Source organism: Porphyromonas pogonae (assembly GCF_036320655.1).
Taxonomy (GTDB): domain Bacteria; phylum Bacteroidota; class Bacteroidia; order Bacteroidales; family Porphyromonadaceae; genus Porphyromonas; species Porphyromonas pogonae.
Genome location: NZ_CP143258.1, coordinates 198,260 through 215,538 on the forward strand (window position 1 = coordinate 198,260; position 17,279 = coordinate 215,538).

Annotated in this window: 13 protein-coding genes; 10 read left to right on the top strand and 3 right to left on the bottom strand. The window is 43.5% G+C overall.

Translation table 11 applies throughout. The features are described from left to right. The first annotated feature begins 58 nt into the window (after positions 1-58). The 10 genes from ileS (at position 59) to VYJ22_RS00815 (ending at position 14,200) form a co-directional block, all read left to right on the top strand. Entirely contained in the window at positions 59-3,475 is a 3,417-nt protein-coding gene (gene ileS, locus VYJ22_RS00770) for an isoleucine--tRNA ligase (protein WP_329904452.1), read from the top strand. Positions 3,476-3,505: 30 nt separating this feature from the next. Beyond that, positions 3,506-3,892 carry a TraR/DksA family transcriptional regulator gene (locus VYJ22_RS00775; RefSeq protein ID WP_329904453.1) on the top strand — a complete coding sequence of 129 codons (387 nt, stop codon included), beginning with the start codon at positions 3,506-3,508 and terminating at the stop codon, positions 3,890-3,892. After that, the gene (locus VYJ22_RS00780) at positions 3,889-4,560 is read left to right on the top strand and encodes a lipoprotein signal peptidase (RefSeq protein WP_329904454.1); all 672 of its coding nucleotides are present in this window, start codon (positions 3,889-3,891) and stop codon (positions 4,558-4,560) included. The genes VYJ22_RS00775 and VYJ22_RS00780 overlap by 4 nt, the downstream gene beginning before the upstream one ends. A gap of 388 nt (positions 4,561-4,948) precedes the next feature. Beyond that, entirely contained in the window at positions 4,949-6,496 is a 1,548-nt protein-coding gene (gene nadB / locus VYJ22_RS00785; protein ID WP_329904456.1) for an L-aspartate oxidase, read from the top strand. Between the two features lie 59 nt (positions 6,497-6,555). Next, entirely contained in the window at positions 6,556-7,398 is an 843-nt protein-coding gene (gene nadC, locus VYJ22_RS00790; protein ID WP_329904457.1) for a carboxylating nicotinate-nucleotide diphosphorylase, read from the top strand. 10 nt (positions 7,399-7,408) lie between these two features. Next, positions 7,409-8,335 (top strand): quinolinate synthase NadA, encoded by a 927-nt coding sequence (gene nadA / locus VYJ22_RS00795; protein WP_329904458.1) that lies wholly within the window; start codon positions 7,409-7,411, stop codon positions 8,333-8,335. 88 nt (positions 8,336-8,423) lie between these two features. Further along, positions 8,424-9,968, top strand: a complete 1,545-nt coding sequence (locus tag VYJ22_RS00800) for a GH3 auxin-responsive promoter family protein (protein WP_329904459.1) — start codon at positions 8,424-8,426, stop codon at positions 9,966-9,968. A gap of 43 nt (positions 9,969-10,011) precedes the next feature. Beyond that, entirely contained in the window at positions 10,012-12,552 is a 2,541-nt protein-coding gene (locus tag VYJ22_RS00805; RefSeq protein WP_329904460.1) for a beta-mannosidase, read from the top strand. A gap of 521 nt (positions 12,553-13,073) precedes the next feature. Beyond that, entirely contained in the window at positions 13,074-13,754 is a 681-nt protein-coding gene (locus VYJ22_RS00810; protein WP_329904461.1) for a CDP-alcohol phosphatidyltransferase family protein, read from the top strand. A gap of 11 nt (positions 13,755-13,765) precedes the next feature. Continuing rightward, complete coding sequence (locus VYJ22_RS00815; protein ID WP_329904463.1) at positions 13,766-14,200, top strand: GtrA family protein; 435 nt, start codon at positions 13,766-13,768, stop codon at positions 14,198-14,200. A gap of 656 nt (positions 14,201-14,856) precedes the next feature. On the opposite strand, the gene VYJ22_RS00820 is transcribed toward VYJ22_RS00815, so the two are convergent. The 3 genes from VYJ22_RS00820 to VYJ22_RS00830 all read right to left on the bottom strand — a co-directional run bounded on the left by VYJ22_RS00820 (position 14,857) and on the right by VYJ22_RS00830 (position 17,232). Next, positions 14,857-15,177 (bottom strand): hypothetical protein, encoded by a 321-nt coding sequence (locus VYJ22_RS00820; protein WP_329904464.1) that lies wholly within the window; start codon positions 15,175-15,177, stop codon positions 14,857-14,859. A 172-nt stretch (positions 15,178-15,349) separates the two neighbouring features. Continuing rightward, positions 15,350-16,168, bottom strand: a complete 819-nt coding sequence (locus VYJ22_RS00825) for a DUF4296 domain-containing protein (protein ID WP_329904466.1) — start codon at positions 16,166-16,168, stop codon at positions 15,350-15,352. A 188-nt stretch (positions 16,169-16,356) separates the two neighbouring features. Further along, positions 16,357-17,232, bottom strand: a complete 876-nt coding sequence (locus VYJ22_RS00830) for a hypothetical protein (RefSeq protein ID WP_329904467.1) — start codon at positions 17,230-17,232, stop codon at positions 16,357-16,359. Positions 17,233-17,279: the final 47 nt, after the last annotated feature.

Below are 17,279 nucleotides of genomic sequence, written 5' to 3' on the forward strand. Positions count from 1 at the left end.
TGTTAGAAATAACTATCTTTGCGGCACATTATAATGCAGAATTATATCCGAATATATTATGAGCCGTAAGTTTCCCGAATACAACCGTCTGAATCTTTCAGAGGTAAATGAAGACATGCTGCAAAAATGGACAGCAGAAGATCTTTTTGCTCAAAGCTTGGAGTTGCGCAATGGTGCGCCCTCTTTTGTTTTCTATGAAGGCCCTCCCTCTGCCAATGGTATGCCGGGTATCCACCATGTAATAGCACGTTCCATTAAAGACATATTTTGCCGCTATAAAACGATGAAAGGCTTTCGTGTCAATCGCAAGGCCGGTTGGGATACTCATGGATTACCTGTTGAGTTAGGAGTTGAGAAATCTCTGGGAATCACTAAGGAAGATATCGGTAAAAACATTTCTGTGGCTGAGTACAATGCTGCCTGCCGTAAGGATGTAATGAAATACACCAAAGAGTGGGTAGAACTTACGCGCAAAATGGGATACTGGGTAGATATGGACAATCCTTATATTACCTACGACAATCGTTATATCGAAACGCTGTGGTACCTTTTGAGCCAAATATACGAGAAAGGACTACTTTACAAAGGCTATACTATCCAGCCTTATTCTCCAGCAGCAGGTACAGGCCTCAGCACTCATGAGCTCAACCAACCGGGTTGCTATCGTGATGTAAAAGACACTACTTGTACTGCACAATTCCTCATCAAGACGCCCAAGCCTGAAATGACAGGACATGGCGATGCTTTCTTCCTGGCATGGACTACTACGCCATGGACATTGCCTTCTAATACGGCTTTGTGTGTAGGGCCCAACATAGATTATGTAGCCGTAAGGACATTCAACCCCTATAATGGCGTTCCTATGACGGCTGTCATGGCCAAACCTCTGCTTCACACCTTATTCAATAAAGAATTGGAGGGCGAAGATAAACTCGCAGCCTATAAAGAAGGTGATAAGCAGGTACCCTATGTCATTACAGGGGGATGGAAAGGCAGTGAGCTCATCGGTATGGAATACGAGCAACTGATACCATGGGTAAATCCGGGTGCCAATGCTTTCAAAGTAATCCCCGGTGATTTTGTAACGACAGAGGATGGTACCGGTATTGTACACATCGCTCCGACTTTCGGTGCAGACGACAACAAGGTGGCTAAGCAAAACAATATTGCAGCCCTCATGATGATAGACAAGGACGGCAACGAGCGTCCTATGGTAGATATGACAGGGCGTTACTATCGCATAGAAGATCTTGATGACAAGTTCCTTAAAGAATGTGTAGATCTGCCGCTTTATGATATTTATGCAGGTAAGTATGTCAAAAATGCATACGACCCTACCAAAACAGAAAAAGACGAGACACTTGATGTAGAGCTCTGTGTTATGCTCAAAATGCAAAATAGAGTATTCCGCATCGAAAAACATACGCACAACTACCCTCATTGCTGGCGTACGGACAAGCCCGTACTTTATTACCCGCTCGATAGTTGGTTTATCCGTACCACTTCTTGTCGCGACCGCATGATCGAACTTAACAAGACGATCAACTGGAAACCCGAGAGCACCGGTACAGGGCGCTTTGGCAAATGGCTCGAAAATCTGCAAGACTGGAACCTCTCGCGTAGTCGATACTGGGGGACACCACTACCGATATGGCGCACGGAGGATGGCTCAGAAGAGATCTGTATAGGCTCTGTAGAGCAACTCTACCACGAAGTAGAAAAAGCGGTAAAAGCACAGATGATGGAGAAAAATCCGTTCGAAGGCTTCACGCCCGGTGTGTACACGAAAGAGAACTACGACAAGATAGACCTGCACCGTCCGTTTGTAGATGAGATTACGCTGTTGTCACCTAAAGGCAAACCCATGCATCGCGAGCTGGACTTGATTGATGTTTGGTTTGATTCGGGAGCCATGCCATACGCTCAGCTCCATTATCCATTCGAAAACAAAGAGCTCATTGATAGTGGTGAGTACTTCCCTGCCGACTTTATTGCCGAGGGTGTGGATCAGACGCGTGGTTGGTTCTTTACACTCCATGCTATCGCCACCATGATTTCAGACAATGTTTCGTTCAAGACGGTGGTCTCCAATGGACTTGTTTTGGATAAAAACGGTAACAAGATGAGTAAACGTCTTGGCAATGCCGTAGATCCATTTGAGACAATCAAAAAATATGGTTCAGACCCGCTGCGCTGGTATATGATCACCAATTCATCACCTTGGGACAATCTTAAGTTTGATGTCGATGGCGTGGAAGAGGTACAGCGTAAGTTCTTCGGAACACTTTACAATACTTACCAATTCTTTGCTCTTTACGCTAATCTGGACGGATTCAGCGCTATTGAAGATGAAGTCCTTTTTGCCGAAAGACCTGAGATAGATCGTTGGATTCTTTCTACACTCAACAGCCTCATCATAGAGGTGGATAAAGATCTGGACGAGTACGAACCCACTAAAGCCGGTAGGGCTATTAGCGACTTTATTGAGCAGCTGAGCAACTGGTATGTACGTTTGTGCCGCCGTCGTTTCTGGGCTGGAGAGATGACTCAAGACAAGCTCTCTGCTTATCAAACTCTTTATAACTGCCTACTCACTGTCGCTAAACTCATGGCTCCTATAGCTCCATTCTATGCCGATCAACTTTATCGTGATCTTATCGGTAGCTGCAAAGGCTGTGATGCTTCTGTCCATTTGGCTCTTTATCCTGTAGCAGATCAAAGCAAGATCAATAAGACTCTGGAAGAAAATATGAGTATGGCTCAAAGTATATGCTCTATGGTATTGGCTTTGCGTCGCAAAGTAAATCTCAAAGTACGCCAGCCTTTACAAACATTGATGATTCCGGTACTCAACGAGGAGCAACGCAAGGCTATACAGCCGGTAACCGATCTCATCCTCAGCGAAGTCAATGTAAAAGAATTGAAATTCGTAGGTGATGACGAAGGTGTTTTGATCAAAAAAATCAAACCCGATTTCAAACGCCTGGGGCCACGCTACGGTAAGATCATGAAAGACCTCGCAGCTCAGGTGAACGCTCTCTCGCAAGAAGAGATCAAGATGCTGGAGAAAAACGGTAGTTTATCTATTCGGGTTGCAGATACTGAAGCTCTGATAGAACGCGATGATGTGGAGATCTTCTCGGAAGATATTCCCGGTTGGCTTGTTGCCAATGAAGGAGCCATTACGGTAGCTCTGGATATCACGCTTACAGATGACCTGAAAAAAGAAGGCTTGGCACGAGAGCTTGTAAATCGCATACAAAACATACGTAAACAAAGTGGCTTTGAACTTAGCGATCGGGTCAATGTTTATGTAGAAAACACCCCCCTGATAAATGGAGTTATAAATGTCTTTAGAAACTATATTTCATCCGAAGTTCAGGCGGATACGCTGGAAATAGTAGAGAATATGTCAGACGGACAAGAATTGGATTTTGACGAATTCAACCTCAAAGTCAGTGTGACGAAAAAATAACCGCAAACTATTATAATACTGAATTGAACAATGACTGAAGAAAAAGTTGTAAGATATTCTGACGAAGAGTTAGAGGAATTCAAAGAAATAATACTGAAAAAGCTGGATCAAGCCAAAAAGGACTATGAACAGCTTAGAGCCGGAGCCAGTAATTCCGGGGGTAATGATGTAGCAGATACTTCACCCACATTTAAATTGCTGGAAGAAGGTGCAGCGACTTTGTCCAAAGAGGAAGCCGGTAAAATGGCAGCCCGTTTGCTCAAGTTTATTCAAAACCTGCAAGCAGCTCTTATCCGTATCGAAAACAAGACATACGGAGTATGCCGCGAAACAGGGAAACTGATTCCAAAAGAACGTCTTCGTGCCGTACCTCATGCTACACTGAGCATCGAAGCGAAAATGAACGAAAAGAAATGACATTAAATCGCCGTCAAGCTCAACTCTGGATTGTTGCCGGCTTAATAATTCTTCTCCTCGTCACGGATCAGGCCATCAAGATCTGGGTCAAGACCCATATGTTCGAACAACAAAAATACGACATTACGTCTTGGTTCAAGATCTACTTTATAGAAAATGAAGGTATGGCTTATGGCATTACGTTGGGGAGTAAGTTGTTCCTTACGTTCTTTCGCATCATAGCCATGTCTTTGGCTGTTTATTTTGTAAATGTTATCGTTAAAAAGGGGATTTACAAAAATGGCTTTATTGTTTCCATGGCTATGATAGTCGCAGGAGGTATAGGCAATATTATTGATTCTGTTTTTTACGGACCTATCTTCACCAGTAGTGTCGGGCAGGTTGCCCATTGGGTACCTTGGGGACAAGGTTATGCACCGGCGTTCTACGGCAAGGTGGTGGATATGTTTTATTTTCCTCTGATCCACGGCACTTTCCCTGAGTGGATTCCATTCAAGGGGGGAGAGAATTTTATATTCTTCAGCCCTATCTTCAATTTTGCCGATGCCTGCATCAGCGTAGGAGTCATTACTCTTATCCTCTTTTATCCGCATACTTTGGGGCATGCCCTCGACTCCTTGAGTCGCAGAAAGAAGTCTGCCGATACAGAACAAGACAATAAAGACTAAGCATATCTCTTCTTTTCTTCAATCAATTACATTCCTTTTATTGTATTAAAGGATAAAGTATAAGAAGCGGGATACGAGGTAATAGGAATATCTATTCCATATGCCCCTTATATCCCGCTTTCGTATATACCCCGATTTCTGACTCTCCATTATATCACGATAAAGAAGCATACGGCATATGAGAAGCTTGAAAAATAAGGACAATGAGAGCTTGTCATAAAATCAAAATGGGTGCTGCAGTCCTTTTATAGCATTCTTTCTGTATCTATATTATTCGCCAATTAGTTAAAGACAAGCTTTTTTATAGTTAATAATAGAATAGTGTTGATTATAATAAGGGCTATTTAACTAACTTTGTCAGTTGATTAACTATGATGCACAATACGATATGACCGAATACGAATATATAGTCGTGGGCGGAGGATTGGCCGGGCTATATACGGCACACCGAGCATCGCTCTACGGCAAAGTAGCATTGGTAACCAAAGAGGATATCCACGAGAGCAACTCCTATTATGCTCAAGGGGGTATTGCTGCCGTAACCGACGAGTCTGACAATCCTGACGAACACTATGAAGACACTATCATTGCCGGCAGAGGACTGTGCGAACATGATGCCGTAAAAATACTCACCGAAGAAGCTCCTATAAGAATACGCGAGCTTATAGACCTGGGGATGGAATTTGACCTTGATGAAGAGGGAGCCTTGGCTCTCGGTCTCGAAGGCGGGCACCACCACAAACGTATTCTCCACGCCGGGGGAGACTCCACCGGGCGCATGGTTACAAATTTCATGATAGACAGGGTGATGGAGAGCCCCAAGATAGATATTTTTACAGATCATCAGGCGGTATCACTCCTCATCAACGAAGGAGGATGCTATGGTGTGCGTACATGGAACAGAAGTCTAAATAGCGAAGATGTTTTTGTTGGGCGACATATCATAATGGCTACAGGAGGCTCTGCGGCGCTATACAGTCGCACTACCAATCCTCGCACCACAATGGGCGATGGTATAGCCATGTGCTTTCAGGCCGGATGCAAAGTAAGAGATATGGAGTTTGTGCAGTTTCACCCCACTGCGCTTTATACCCAAGAGGCTGACGCTTTTCTCATCAGTGAGGCCGTAAGAGGTGAAGGAGCACACCTTTATAATATCACAGGTGAGCGCTTCATGTTGGGTGAGCATGAACTGGCCGAACTGGCTCCACGCGATGTAGTAGCACGGCGCATATTTCTCGAAATGCGTAGTCTTGGAGATCAATTTGTCTATTTGAGTCTGGCACATCTCAATCCCGATGACATCCGCAAAAGGTTCCCTACCATCAGCGCAAAGTGTTCAGAACTAGGACTTGACTTCTCGAATAGAATACCTGTAGCTCCGGCGGCTCACTATACAGTGGGTGGTGTAGAAACTGATCTTCACGGAAAGACGTCTGTAAAGCACTTATATGTAGTAGGCGAACTGGCCTCTACAGGGATTATGGGGGCAAACAGACTTGCCTCGAACTCACTGATCGAATGTCTGGTATTCGGGCACAGAGTGGTGGAAGACACGGTTTCCAATCAAGGTAATCATGCTCCCTACGGTATTATCACCGAGCCTATGCCCTTTCCTCATGACAAAACAATATATACATCGGTAAAGAATAGCTTGGCAAAGCTAATGATGGCACATGTAGGTATTATCAGAAATGAACCGGGACTATTGGAAACATTAGAGAGAATCAAAGCTATACGCCAAGAGCTGGGTGATGTACACACAGATCTTTATAAAGTATTCGCAGAGCAACTTCTCATTGTAGCAGAACTTATCACTCGGGGAGCTCTTGAGCGCACAGAGAGCCGGGGAGGTCATTACCGTGAGGATTTTCCGCATACGGATCCTAAATGGGCCGTACACACGGTTTTCAGGTTACAACAAAGCGGAAACTAAAGCTTGACAATCATTCAACATAATTACCAGAGATATTATCACGACAATTTTAGACGGATATGAATAAAGAAGACATACTACTGAACAAATTACTTGATCTGGCATTTGAAGAAGATATTGCCGATGGAGATATTTCCACACTCAATATTATTTCTCGTACTGAACAGGCAGTAGCGGAATTGAAAATGAAAGCTGACGGTGTGATATCAGGGCTCGATGTGGCACAAAAAGTATTTCAGCGTTTTGAGGATGTACAATGGGATGCCATGGTCAAAGATGGCGATCACGTAAAGCGAGGTGATATCATCCTGCGTATTACTGGAGCATACACTACCCTCCTACAAGCGGAACGCTTATCGCTCAATCTACTCCAGCGCATGTCGGGAATAGCTACAGAGACAGCTCGCTACGTACATGCTCTAGAAGGAACTCATACTCGATTATTGGACACCCGTAAAACGGCTCCCGGCATGCGCATCACTGATAAGATGGCTGTGCGTCACGGTGGAGGATACAACCATAGAATGGGCTTGTATGATATGATCATGCTCAAGGACAATCATATCAAAGCGGCCGGAGGTATCACCGCCGCAGTTAAATCTGTAAAGCGCAACCTACCACTCTCCATCAAACTTGAAGTGGAGACTACCACTCTCCAAGAAGTAAAGGAGGCTTTGGCATGTGGTGCAGATATCATTATGCTGGACAATATGGACAATGATACTATGCACGAAGCTGTAAAGCTCATAAACGGACGCGCCAAAACAGAAGCCTCGGGTAATATGTCCTTGGAGAGACTGCGTGGCGTAGCTGAGACAGGTGTAGATTACATCAGCGTGGGAGCATTGACTCACTCGGTAAAGGCTCTTGATATCAGTATGAATTTTATCCCTAATATATAATTCTTTATCAATGAACACAGATCAACTGAAAGCGGAGATAAAGAGATTGAAGCAAGAGAAAAATGTACTGATTCTTGCACACTACTATGCACGTCCTGAGGTTCAAGACATAGCTGATTATATAGGAGACTCGCTGGGACTCTCTCGTCAGGCTGCTCATACGGATGCGGATATCATCCTATTCTGCGGAGTGCATTTTATGGCCGAGACTGCTTCTATAATTTCCCCCAACAAAAAGATTCTTTCCCCTACCGCATATGCCGGCTGTTCGCTTGCCGAGGGTATGACGGCAGATGACATAAGGGTATGGAAAAAAGATCACCCCCAAGGTATTGTTGTAAGCTATGTAAACACCACCGCAGAAGTAAAGAGTGAGACAGATTATTGCTGTACCTCATCCAATGCCCTCAAGGTAGTACAAAGCTTGCCCAAAGACAAACCCATCTTATTCGGACCTGACCGCAACTTGGGAGCATACATCAGCCGTGTTACAGGCAGGGATATGGATATATGGCAAGGAGCATGTTTTGTGCATGACCGCATAGATGAACAATCCATACTGCAAGCTGTCAAGGACTATCCCGAGGCGGATATCCTCATCCACCCGGAAAGTCTGGGAGCTCACAGTGAGGAAGTATTAAGTTCGGGGCGTTGTTTTATGTACTCTACAGCCGGCATACTGGATCATGCTCGCAAATCCTCAAAAAAGCAATTTGTCATAGCTACAGAGCCGGATACGTTACACATCCTCCGCAGGGAGTGTCCTGACAAAACATTCATAGCTTTACAACCGGAAAGTATATGCCATTATATGAAGCAAGGCGGATTATGGGAAGTTAAGGAAGCATTGGAAAAGGAGCAGTATGAAGTAAAAGTGCCTGAGTCTTTGAGAGCACGAGCATATATCCCTATTGAGCGCATGCTGAATATCGGGTAAACTCTTTTTATGGTTAAGACGTTAATAGATAGAACGTCGATACCAATTGAAGCTTCACATACGTTCAATAGATAAAAAAACTATTGCAATGGATTTCAAAACAAAGATTGTTTTTAATACAGTAAAAGGACGTCTTAGGACGATAGACAGGTTTGCCGATGAGGCGCAGAGCATACAATTGCGTCAGCTCAAGCATATACTATCCAGAGCAGAGCGCACGGAGTTTGGCAAACGATACCGTCTGACAGCTCAGACTCCTTACAAGGAATTTGTAAATCGCGTACCCGTACAAACGTATGAGGAGGCCAAAGAAGATATTGAGACTATGGTTGCCGGAGAAAAAAATCTCCTGGTACCGGGAGTATGCCGCTGGTATGCCAAGTCGAGTGGGACTACCAATGATAAGAGCAAATTCATACCTGTCCCCTTCGTACATCTGCACCGATGTCACTACCAAGGAGGGAAAGATACGTTGTGGCTGTACCTGCGCAATAGGGTAGACAGTAATTTCTTCTCGACCAAAGGACTTATTCTGGGAGGCAGTCACTCAACATCACCTATCAACAGTGAGTCTCACATGGGGGATCTGAGTTCTATCCTTGTGCAGCACATGCCAGCCTTGGGCGATATGCTCCGAGTGCCTTCTCGCCAAACCCTACTAAAGAATGAGTGGGGAGAGAAAATGAAAGCTATCGTCCGGGAAACAATCCATAAAGATGTAGGTAGCTTATCAGGAGTGCCGTCCTGGATGCTTGTAATGATCAAAGACGTCCTCAAGGAAACAGGAGCGAAAGATCTATCCGATGTTTGGCCCAACCTTGAAGTCTTTTTTCACGGAGGCATCTGTTTTGAACCCTATCGGGAAGCATATCGTGAGTTGATATCCAGCCCACGCATGCAATACATGGAGACCTATAATGCTTCGGAAGGATTCTTTGCCATACAAGACGACCCATCAAAAAGGGAGATGCTGCTCATGCTGGACTACGGAGTTTTCTATGAATTCCTTCCACTCGAATACATGCATGACAATAGTAAATACATCGATACATCGAAACTGGTACCACTATGGGATATCGAATTGGGTCGTAATTACGCCATGGTTATCACCTCTTTGGGTGGGCTGTACCGATATATTATAGGAGATACTGTAAAGTTCGAATCCAACCGCCCATACAGACTGGTTATCACCGGACGTACCAAACATTTTATCAATGCCTTCGGTGAAGAGCTTATTGTGGATAATGCAGAGAAAGCCTTGGCACAAGTATGCAATGATATGAATGTAAGGGTGAGAGACTACACCGTAGCTCCACACTTCTTTCGCGATGAAGGTAAAGGCTGTCATGACTGGCTCATCGAATTTGAAAATCCCCCGCATGACTTGTCTCTTTTTGCATCAGAGCTCGATGGCGCTCTGCAAGCGATCAACTCGGACTATGAAGCCAAGCGCTATCAAGATATGACTTTGCGTAATCTCAATATTATTCAGGCTCCCCACGGGCTCTTTCATCATTGGCTCGAAACGAAAGGGAAGTTAGGCGGACAACATAAGATACCTCGCTTGTCCAATAATCGTATTTTCCTTGAAGAAATTATGTCTATGGTACACCAGTATCCTCCTAATAAATAGATTTGCTCTAAATATGAAGAATAGATTTTTACTGTTTTTTTTGATGATTCTACAATGCTCTGCATTCTCGCGTAATACAGAAACCGACACTCTCAATCTAAATAAGGACTGGACTTTTTCCGAAACCGGAAAAGACCGCTGGTATGATGCTACAGTACCGGGCGTAGTGCAACAAGATCTAATACGTCACAAATTACTTCCCGATCCTAATTATCGCTTGGCAGAAGATTCCATCCAATGGGTAGGAGAACGAGACTGGACTTATAAATGTAACTTCTCGCTCAATCGCAATCAGTTATTATGGGCAGCCGCATATCTGTCACCGGAAGGTTTGGATACTTATGCCGAAGTATTTCTCAACGGACAGAAGGTATTGACTACAGCCAATATGTTTGTGGGGTATAAGGTTGATGTCAAGCATTTGCTACAAGCAGAAAACACGTTGGAGATAAGATTTACATCGCCTCTCAAAGCTGCTATACCTGCTTATGAGCGTGAAGGAATCAACTACCCGGCCGACAATGATCACGCCCCCGTAAAGCTTAGTGTTTTTACTCGTAAGGCTCCCTATCATTACGGATGGGACTGGGGGCAACGTATGATCACTATAGGGATATGGCGTCCTGTAAAACTGCTATTCATGGGGAAAGCTGCTTTCGAATCCAAACCTTCGGTTACTTACAGCCTCAAAGGAGGAACGGATGACTATATAGAAGTTCATGCTCCGTTGAGAAACAACGGACAAAAGGGCAATAACGCAACCCTACTGACTTATCGGCTTATCGATCCTGACGGCAATCAGGTTTTTCAAGGGGAACAACCATTTGAACTTTCCCAAGATACTATGAACGTAAGCATAAAGCATGCGTTACCGCAAGTCAAACGCTGGATGCCCAACGGATGGGGGAAACCGAACCTCTATACCATGGATGTGAAACTAATGGATGCTGATAAAAAAACGGTGCTGGATCAAGCTGCGATAAAAATAGGATTTCGCACGGTGGAGCTCATTCGTGAAGATGACTCTCACGGCAAAAGCTTCTACTTCAAAGTCAATGGGAAGCCCTTGTTTGCCAAAGGGGCCAATTATATCCCGGGCACATTGATGCTTCCTGCACGTACCGATGAGGAACTGAGCCAGCTTTTCGATGACGTACAAAAATCACATATGAACATGCTTCGCGTTTGGGGAGGAGGTGTATATGAAAGTGACAGGTTTTATGACCTTGCGGACGAAAGAGGTATACTTATCTGGCAAGATTTTATGTTTGCCTGTACTCCATATCCATCCGATGATGACTTCCTTGATAATGTACGCACAGAAGTGGACTACAACATCAATAGACTCAAAGGACATCCGTCCGTTGCAGTATGGTGTGGCAACAACGAAATCAACGAAGCTCTCAAATACTGGGGATGGCAAAAGAAATACAGCGAAGCAGAATATAAGCATTTCTTGGATGGTTATGATAAGCTCTTCGGCCGGTTGATACCGGATAGAATCAACCTGTTGGATCCTTCAAGACAATACATAGAGAGCTCACCCGATACAGCCAACTGGGGACGACCTAACACCTTGTCCTTGGGCGAAAGTCACTATTGGGGAGTGTGGTATGGACGTGAACCGTTCAATATATTACGTACAAGAATGCCACGTTTTATGAGTGAGTTTGGCGTTCAGTCGTTCCCCATGATATCCAGCATCAGCAAGTTTGCGTTGCCACAAGATTATGATCTGGAGAGCGCTGTGATGAAAAATCATCAAAAAAGCAGTATCGGCAATGAGGTAATAATGGAGTACATCAGCCGCGACTATAAAAAGCCCGAGGATTTCCGCAGGTTTGTTTACCTCTCCCAAGTCATGCAAGGCGAAGGCATCTCATTGGGCATAGAAGCTCAACGAGCAGCCAATCCCCGTTGTATGGGTAGTCTTTACTGGCAACTCAATGACGCATGGCCTGCTGTATCTTGGTCGAGTATAGACTTCTATGGCAAATGGAAAGCACTACAATATCATGCTGCAAAAGCTTTTGCTCCGGTAGTGATTACCGTAGATTCTACAGGGGGTAAAGTAAGGGTTGTCTCAGATCTCGATCATACTATAGAATCAGTACGCCTCAGCGCCAAACCTATTGATTTCAAGGGCAAGCAGTACGAAGCCATTATGACACGCCCGTTCAATATTGCAGCGAATAAAGCAGGCAGCCTCATCAATATGCCTATAGAAAGGCTGTTGCCCAAGTCCGTAAGCCATGATTGGGCGTTGCTTTACGAACTCAAAACTCCGGATGGCAACGTCATAGCGGAAAAGCTGGTATATGCTCATCCTCCTAAGGAGCTCAACTTGCCCCCAAATCCCAATATTATTATCGAGAAACAGAAGATAAGCGACAGGGAATATAAAGTGCGTGTATCGTGCGATGTTCTGGTACGACAGATTTATCTCGAGGCTGATGGGGTAGGTGGGCATTTCTCCGACAATTTCTTTGATCTGGTACCTGGACGTGTATATGAGCTATCTCTCACCCCGCGTGTGGGATATTCCCTATCTCCCGATCCGCAAATTAGTATCGAACATTTGTAATCCTCAATTGTTATTGTAGAGAACAACAAGTGTGAAAATAAACTAATAGATTTATCAGAATTCAGTCAGTCCGCAATGGGTATTTGTCCCATTGCGGACTTTTATTTTTCGAGTCAAACAACCTCATATTTATCAATATCTTTGACAAAATGAAACATCATACAGTTTTACGTAACAACACCTTATCTCGTGCAAGAAGATTTTATACAACCACAAAAAGGCTTAGGAATCCGATAAAAACAAGGAAATAATAAGGCTAATAAAGAAACTATCAACCAATTCTTGTTATATTTACAATGAATAATAATTAACTTTGATGTATGAGATTGGGAAACAAGTTGATGATTGTTGCCTTTTTATGACAAAATGAAACTATTGCTATAGAACCAACATCTTATAAAAAATCTCTTGCTCAATCATACTCACACAAAGTACTACTATTATGAGCTCTGATAGTAAGGTTAATAGATTTGATAAGAAGAGATAATTTATATTCAAACATGGATCACAACAAGAAAAGCATGGCAGAAGCCTTAAAGTCTATAGGGCAAGACCGCCAAAGAACAAATATACTCCGAAGGGGAGAACAGCACGCCATCGCATGGCTGGTACAACGGATACCTTTATGGATGACTTCTAATACTCTCACTGCTATAGGGCTCATTGGCAACATGATGGTAGCTGGGTGTTTTGTTCTTGCCACTTATTTCAGCCGTTACTGGCTTTTGCTTTCAGGAATAGGATTTTTCATCAGTTGGTTTGGTGATTCTCTCGACGGTCGCTTAGCATATTACCGCAAGCGTCCTCGCAAATGGTATGGTTTTTCACTTGATATTTTGGTCGATTGGATAGGCATTATGCTCATCGGGCTCGGATACATCTTTTATGCAGACGAAACATGGAAGATTCTGGGCTTTATTTTTGTATCGCTCTATGCCGGAGAGATGATTATATCACAGCTCCGCTACAAAGTAACGGACAAATACTCTATAGACTCGGGTATCTTCGGCCCCACAGAAGTACGTATCATACTCACATTACTTATATGCCTTGAGACCTTTGTCGATGGCGCCATTCACTACATCGGGCTCAGCATTTCCGTCATACTTCTCATTGCATTTTGCATCGATTTTCGAAAGCTCCTCCGCATGGCTGATGATAGAGACAAAAAGGAGAATGCAGCCAAAGGAATATACTTTTGACAAAGGCTCCAATGTACAAAGGCATACTCACCTTTACCAAGAGCCAGGCATCTGCATTTATAGGGGGGATGGTAGATTACGGGCTCATGGTATTTACCACGGAAGTGTTCCATATACACTATCTCATTGGTATTGTGATAGGCGGTGTAATAGGAGCACTTGTCAACTTTACGCTCAATAAACTATGGGCATTCAAAGAAAAAGACCTCAAGTATACCAATTCGCTGAAGAATCAACTCTTCAAATTTACCATCACAGTGCTCAATAGCATTATGCTCAAGTCTATGGGGACTTATATACTCACAAGCCGTCTGGGACTGGACTATAAAATAAGCAAGCTTGTTGTAGATCTTGTAGTATCAGTACTCTTCAACTATACTTTACAAAAGGAATGGGTATTTAGGAAAGAAAATATTCGCAGTCAGAAACTCAATAAAATGAAGTAAGTTCGGAGAGACCGGGATTTTGGTTGTAGAAAACAATCGCTCAGGAAAATAATCAAATTAGGATTATTATATTGGACTTTGGTTGCGTTCCACCTTCTCCATGGTTTTCGATAAGCCAAGCGCATAACCAAAAAACTATTTGAACTATGCCCGGACGAGAGAAACTGCAACTTAGTTGAAGCGGGAGTTAGCACCCCCTACTACATGCTCATAGAATTGCGCTCTTAACAAAGCGAGACTGTTGCAAAAGTCAACAGTCTTGTGGATTTTGGAGGCAAAGCCGACAAAAGACACTTTGACCGGGCAGAGAGGGTAAAGTGCAAGGCGCTAAGAGTGAGTGCACAGGGAGTTTACTTCAGGTAAATGACCAAGCGCGAGTCTCGCAAGCAACGAAGCAATTGGCCTGCTATGCAACGGTCTTAAAGCATCTTTACATCTATAAATAAGAACTCCAGCAAACTCGCCTTATATAGAATTTGCGGTAAGCCCAAAGCAACGCTTCAGTCTCCCCTTGGGACAAAGGCGCAAAGCGATTGATCTCACTACTACATTTTTTAGGGCTATTCTTATCAGGCAAGATTGATCCAAAAAATGTTGACCTACAAATCACAGAACTTTTACCTCAAAGCAATACTTAAAAATATATCTTCCGTTGGTTATTCATCATTGTGCCACAGTTCCCAATCTTTAGACTGATCTACCAGCAGTTGCAATTCGTCGGGAGAAGAATAGTGAATCTTACTCAATGACGGGGCATCATACACAAGAGGAATCCCGTCAATACTTGATGATTGTTTTGTGAGATATAAAGTCCCATTGAGAAATACTGTATGAGATGTTTCACATCGAAAAGGCATGAGCTTGATACCCTCTTCGGGTGTATACTCTACCAATATACATTTACCTATATGTCCTCCCTCCACTTCCAAGAAATGCGAGGCATATCGGCAAGCTTTGTCGAGAGGTTTTATCGTCATCAGTGTAAGAGATATTTTATAATTACTTAAAAAATCATTTTGTTTTTACAGATCTCTGCTTTCGTTTGTCATACGATGAGAGAACTATTTGAAAGGGGGAAAAGAGGATGAAACTCAATGCTCCAAAAGAACTCATAGAGAGAATAGAGGAGAATACCGTGGGAATTCAAGCTTACCTACTTAGACTATCCGACGCTACAGTTGTATAGCGAGCCACACTGAAACTATCAATAACCACAGTGTTGTTCCCCTTTTTGATAGGCTTATTGCCCGGACTTGGGGCCAAGGTCCTCACAAAACCGCCAAGTGCTGAGGCGGACTTGCCGTCAGGGATCGAGAGTTCCAGATTATATGTCCCATTCCTATCAATAGCACACGTATCTACAAGTCTCGTAGAATCGGTGAGATCAAGATACAAATACATCCTGAAAGCTTGATTATTCATTTTATTGATACCATGAATACGGGATGTGAATCGGACACGAACGGGAGAGTAGTAAGGGGAATTAAGATCAATCCTAAAATATCGATTCACAAAAGTCTTCTCTATATGATAGATAGTCACACTATCTCGGAGGATGTTTACAGAGTCACGATAATAGAATGATGAGGGATCTCTATTGAGTTCGTCATGCTTTTGCTTATTTTCCGCCACTCTCTCTTGCAATTTCTTCAGAGAGTCCAGCACTCGCTGGGTTACCAATAACTGCACATCGATCTTACGAGCGGTATAGTATGCAATAGTACTGTCATAGTCTTGCTGCGTCACACCATGTTTGCTGAAGATATGGTTGTATATCACCTGACGTGTACTATCTGGCATATCTTTTGTGTACATGAGACCTTGGGTTACGGTTACATCTACCATTACATCCTGCAATTGCTCTTTGGACAATCGATTCCATTTATTATGCCTACAACCCGATATGACTCCCGTAATAAACAAGGTCGCAAATAAGAAATAGGTTATTTTCGATTGAGAAACATTCATATTACAAAGAAATATTTTGCAGATAAGATTTAATAGTATGCCATCATCAAGCAAAAATCCGTGTACAGACGGACGAGCTGATGTATCAAGCAAAAATACACAATTAAAAACAATCCGTGAAGCAAATTATGCACAAGACGTACCCTGACTATATTTTTATCTCCAGAGACTTCGCACCCCTACACAAGTCACTTGCGACTATGAGCCACAGAGTCTATCTTGGCTTCGATACGTTCGATGCGAATAGCGTGAGTACGCTGCATGCGTCGTAGCGTGAAGCGGTGATCATAGAGCTGTGCAAGCCTCACGGTTTGTGCCAGTGCTTTCACTCTTGGCCCGGATAATGTAAAAGATTGCACTTTTGTTTGGGCACCGGAACCATAATAAGTCATTTGTATGGGTTTGTTCAGGGTATCTGCTTTTTCTATTACATCGGAAAGCTCTACCGCATCTTTACGGGGATAAGTGACAAGCTCCGCAAATAGTCCGCCATCTTTAAATCTATAATTCAACCCTCCGTCATATTTCACAGCAGCTGTTTTATACGCTACTGCGGTCTCTCCTTTCGCCTCCAATTCTATGGCATCGTGATTCAATGCTTTGGGACCATAATACACAGATGTAAAAATAAGATTGCCCATAGTATCTGTTTGCGCTCTGAGATAAGAAACCATAGGATTACGATCCTTGCTCAACACCGGCAGAGTCATGAGAAGAGGTGTGTCATAAACTTTATTTTGCTCTGCGATAAAGGGCTCTGCTGCTTGTCTTATAGAATCCTCGAGCAAGGGAGCCATGCTATCGAGCTGTGCCAGCACCTGCTGAGACTCTACCAACTGAGCTTTACGTCTTACCTCCAACACCTCTTTACGAGCTTCCAGATCAGCAGTATATGCATTGTCAACACTATCCAACAACTTCAAGGCCAATGTATAGTCCCCTTGCGAAGTAAGGCTATCAGCTTGACTTACCAGCAACATAGCATCTTTGTGCGATGCCCCCGTACAAGAGGTCACCAATATACACAACATAGCTATAGCTCCGTAGAAATTAAGCGCTTTCATATTATATACAGTATAATTGATTCATATAACAAACTTACAAAAAACTC

What these genes read in the sequence shown, in the direction of transcription:
- ileS (WP_329904452.1), top strand. Translation starts at nt 59, where the DNA reads ATGAGCCGTAAGTTTCCCGAATACAACCGTCTGAATCTTTCAGAGGTA.
- VYJ22_RS00775 (WP_329904453.1), top strand. Translation starts at nt 3,506, where the DNA reads ATGACTGAAGAAAAAGTTGTAAGATATTCTGACGAAGAGTTAGAGGAA.
- VYJ22_RS00780 (WP_329904454.1), top strand. Translation starts at nt 3,889, where the DNA reads ATGACATTAAATCGCCGTCAAGCTCAACTCTGGATTGTTGCCGGCTTA.
- nadB (WP_329904456.1), top strand. Translation starts at nt 4,949, where the DNA reads ATGACCGAATACGAATATATAGTCGTGGGCGGAGGATTGGCCGGGCTA.
- nadC (WP_329904457.1), top strand. Translation starts at nt 6,556, where the DNA reads ATGAATAAAGAAGACATACTACTGAACAAATTACTTGATCTGGCATTT.
- nadA (WP_329904458.1), top strand. Translation starts at nt 7,409, where the DNA reads ATGAACACAGATCAACTGAAAGCGGAGATAAAGAGATTGAAGCAAGAG.
- VYJ22_RS00800 (WP_329904459.1), top strand. Translation starts at nt 8,424, where the DNA reads ATGGATTTCAAAACAAAGATTGTTTTTAATACAGTAAAAGGACGTCTT.
- VYJ22_RS00805 (WP_329904460.1), top strand. Translation starts at nt 10,012, where the DNA reads ATGATTCTACAATGCTCTGCATTCTCGCGTAATACAGAAACCGACACT.
- VYJ22_RS00810 (WP_329904461.1), top strand. Translation starts at nt 13,074, where the DNA reads ATGGCAGAAGCCTTAAAGTCTATAGGGCAAGACCGCCAAAGAACAAAT.
- VYJ22_RS00815 (WP_329904463.1), top strand. Translation starts at nt 13,766, where the DNA reads ATGTACAAAGGCATACTCACCTTTACCAAGAGCCAGGCATCTGCATTT.
- VYJ22_RS00820 (WP_329904464.1), bottom strand. Translation starts at nt 15,177, where the DNA reads ATGACGATAAAACCTCTCGACAAAGCTTGCCGATATGCCTCGCATTTC.
- VYJ22_RS00825 (WP_329904466.1), bottom strand. Translation starts at nt 16,168, where the DNA reads ATGAATGTTTCTCAATCGAAAATAACCTATTTCTTATTTGCGACCTTG.
- VYJ22_RS00830 (WP_329904467.1), bottom strand. Translation starts at nt 17,232, where the DNA reads ATGAAAGCGCTTAATTTCTACGGAGCTATAGCTATGTTGTGTATATTG.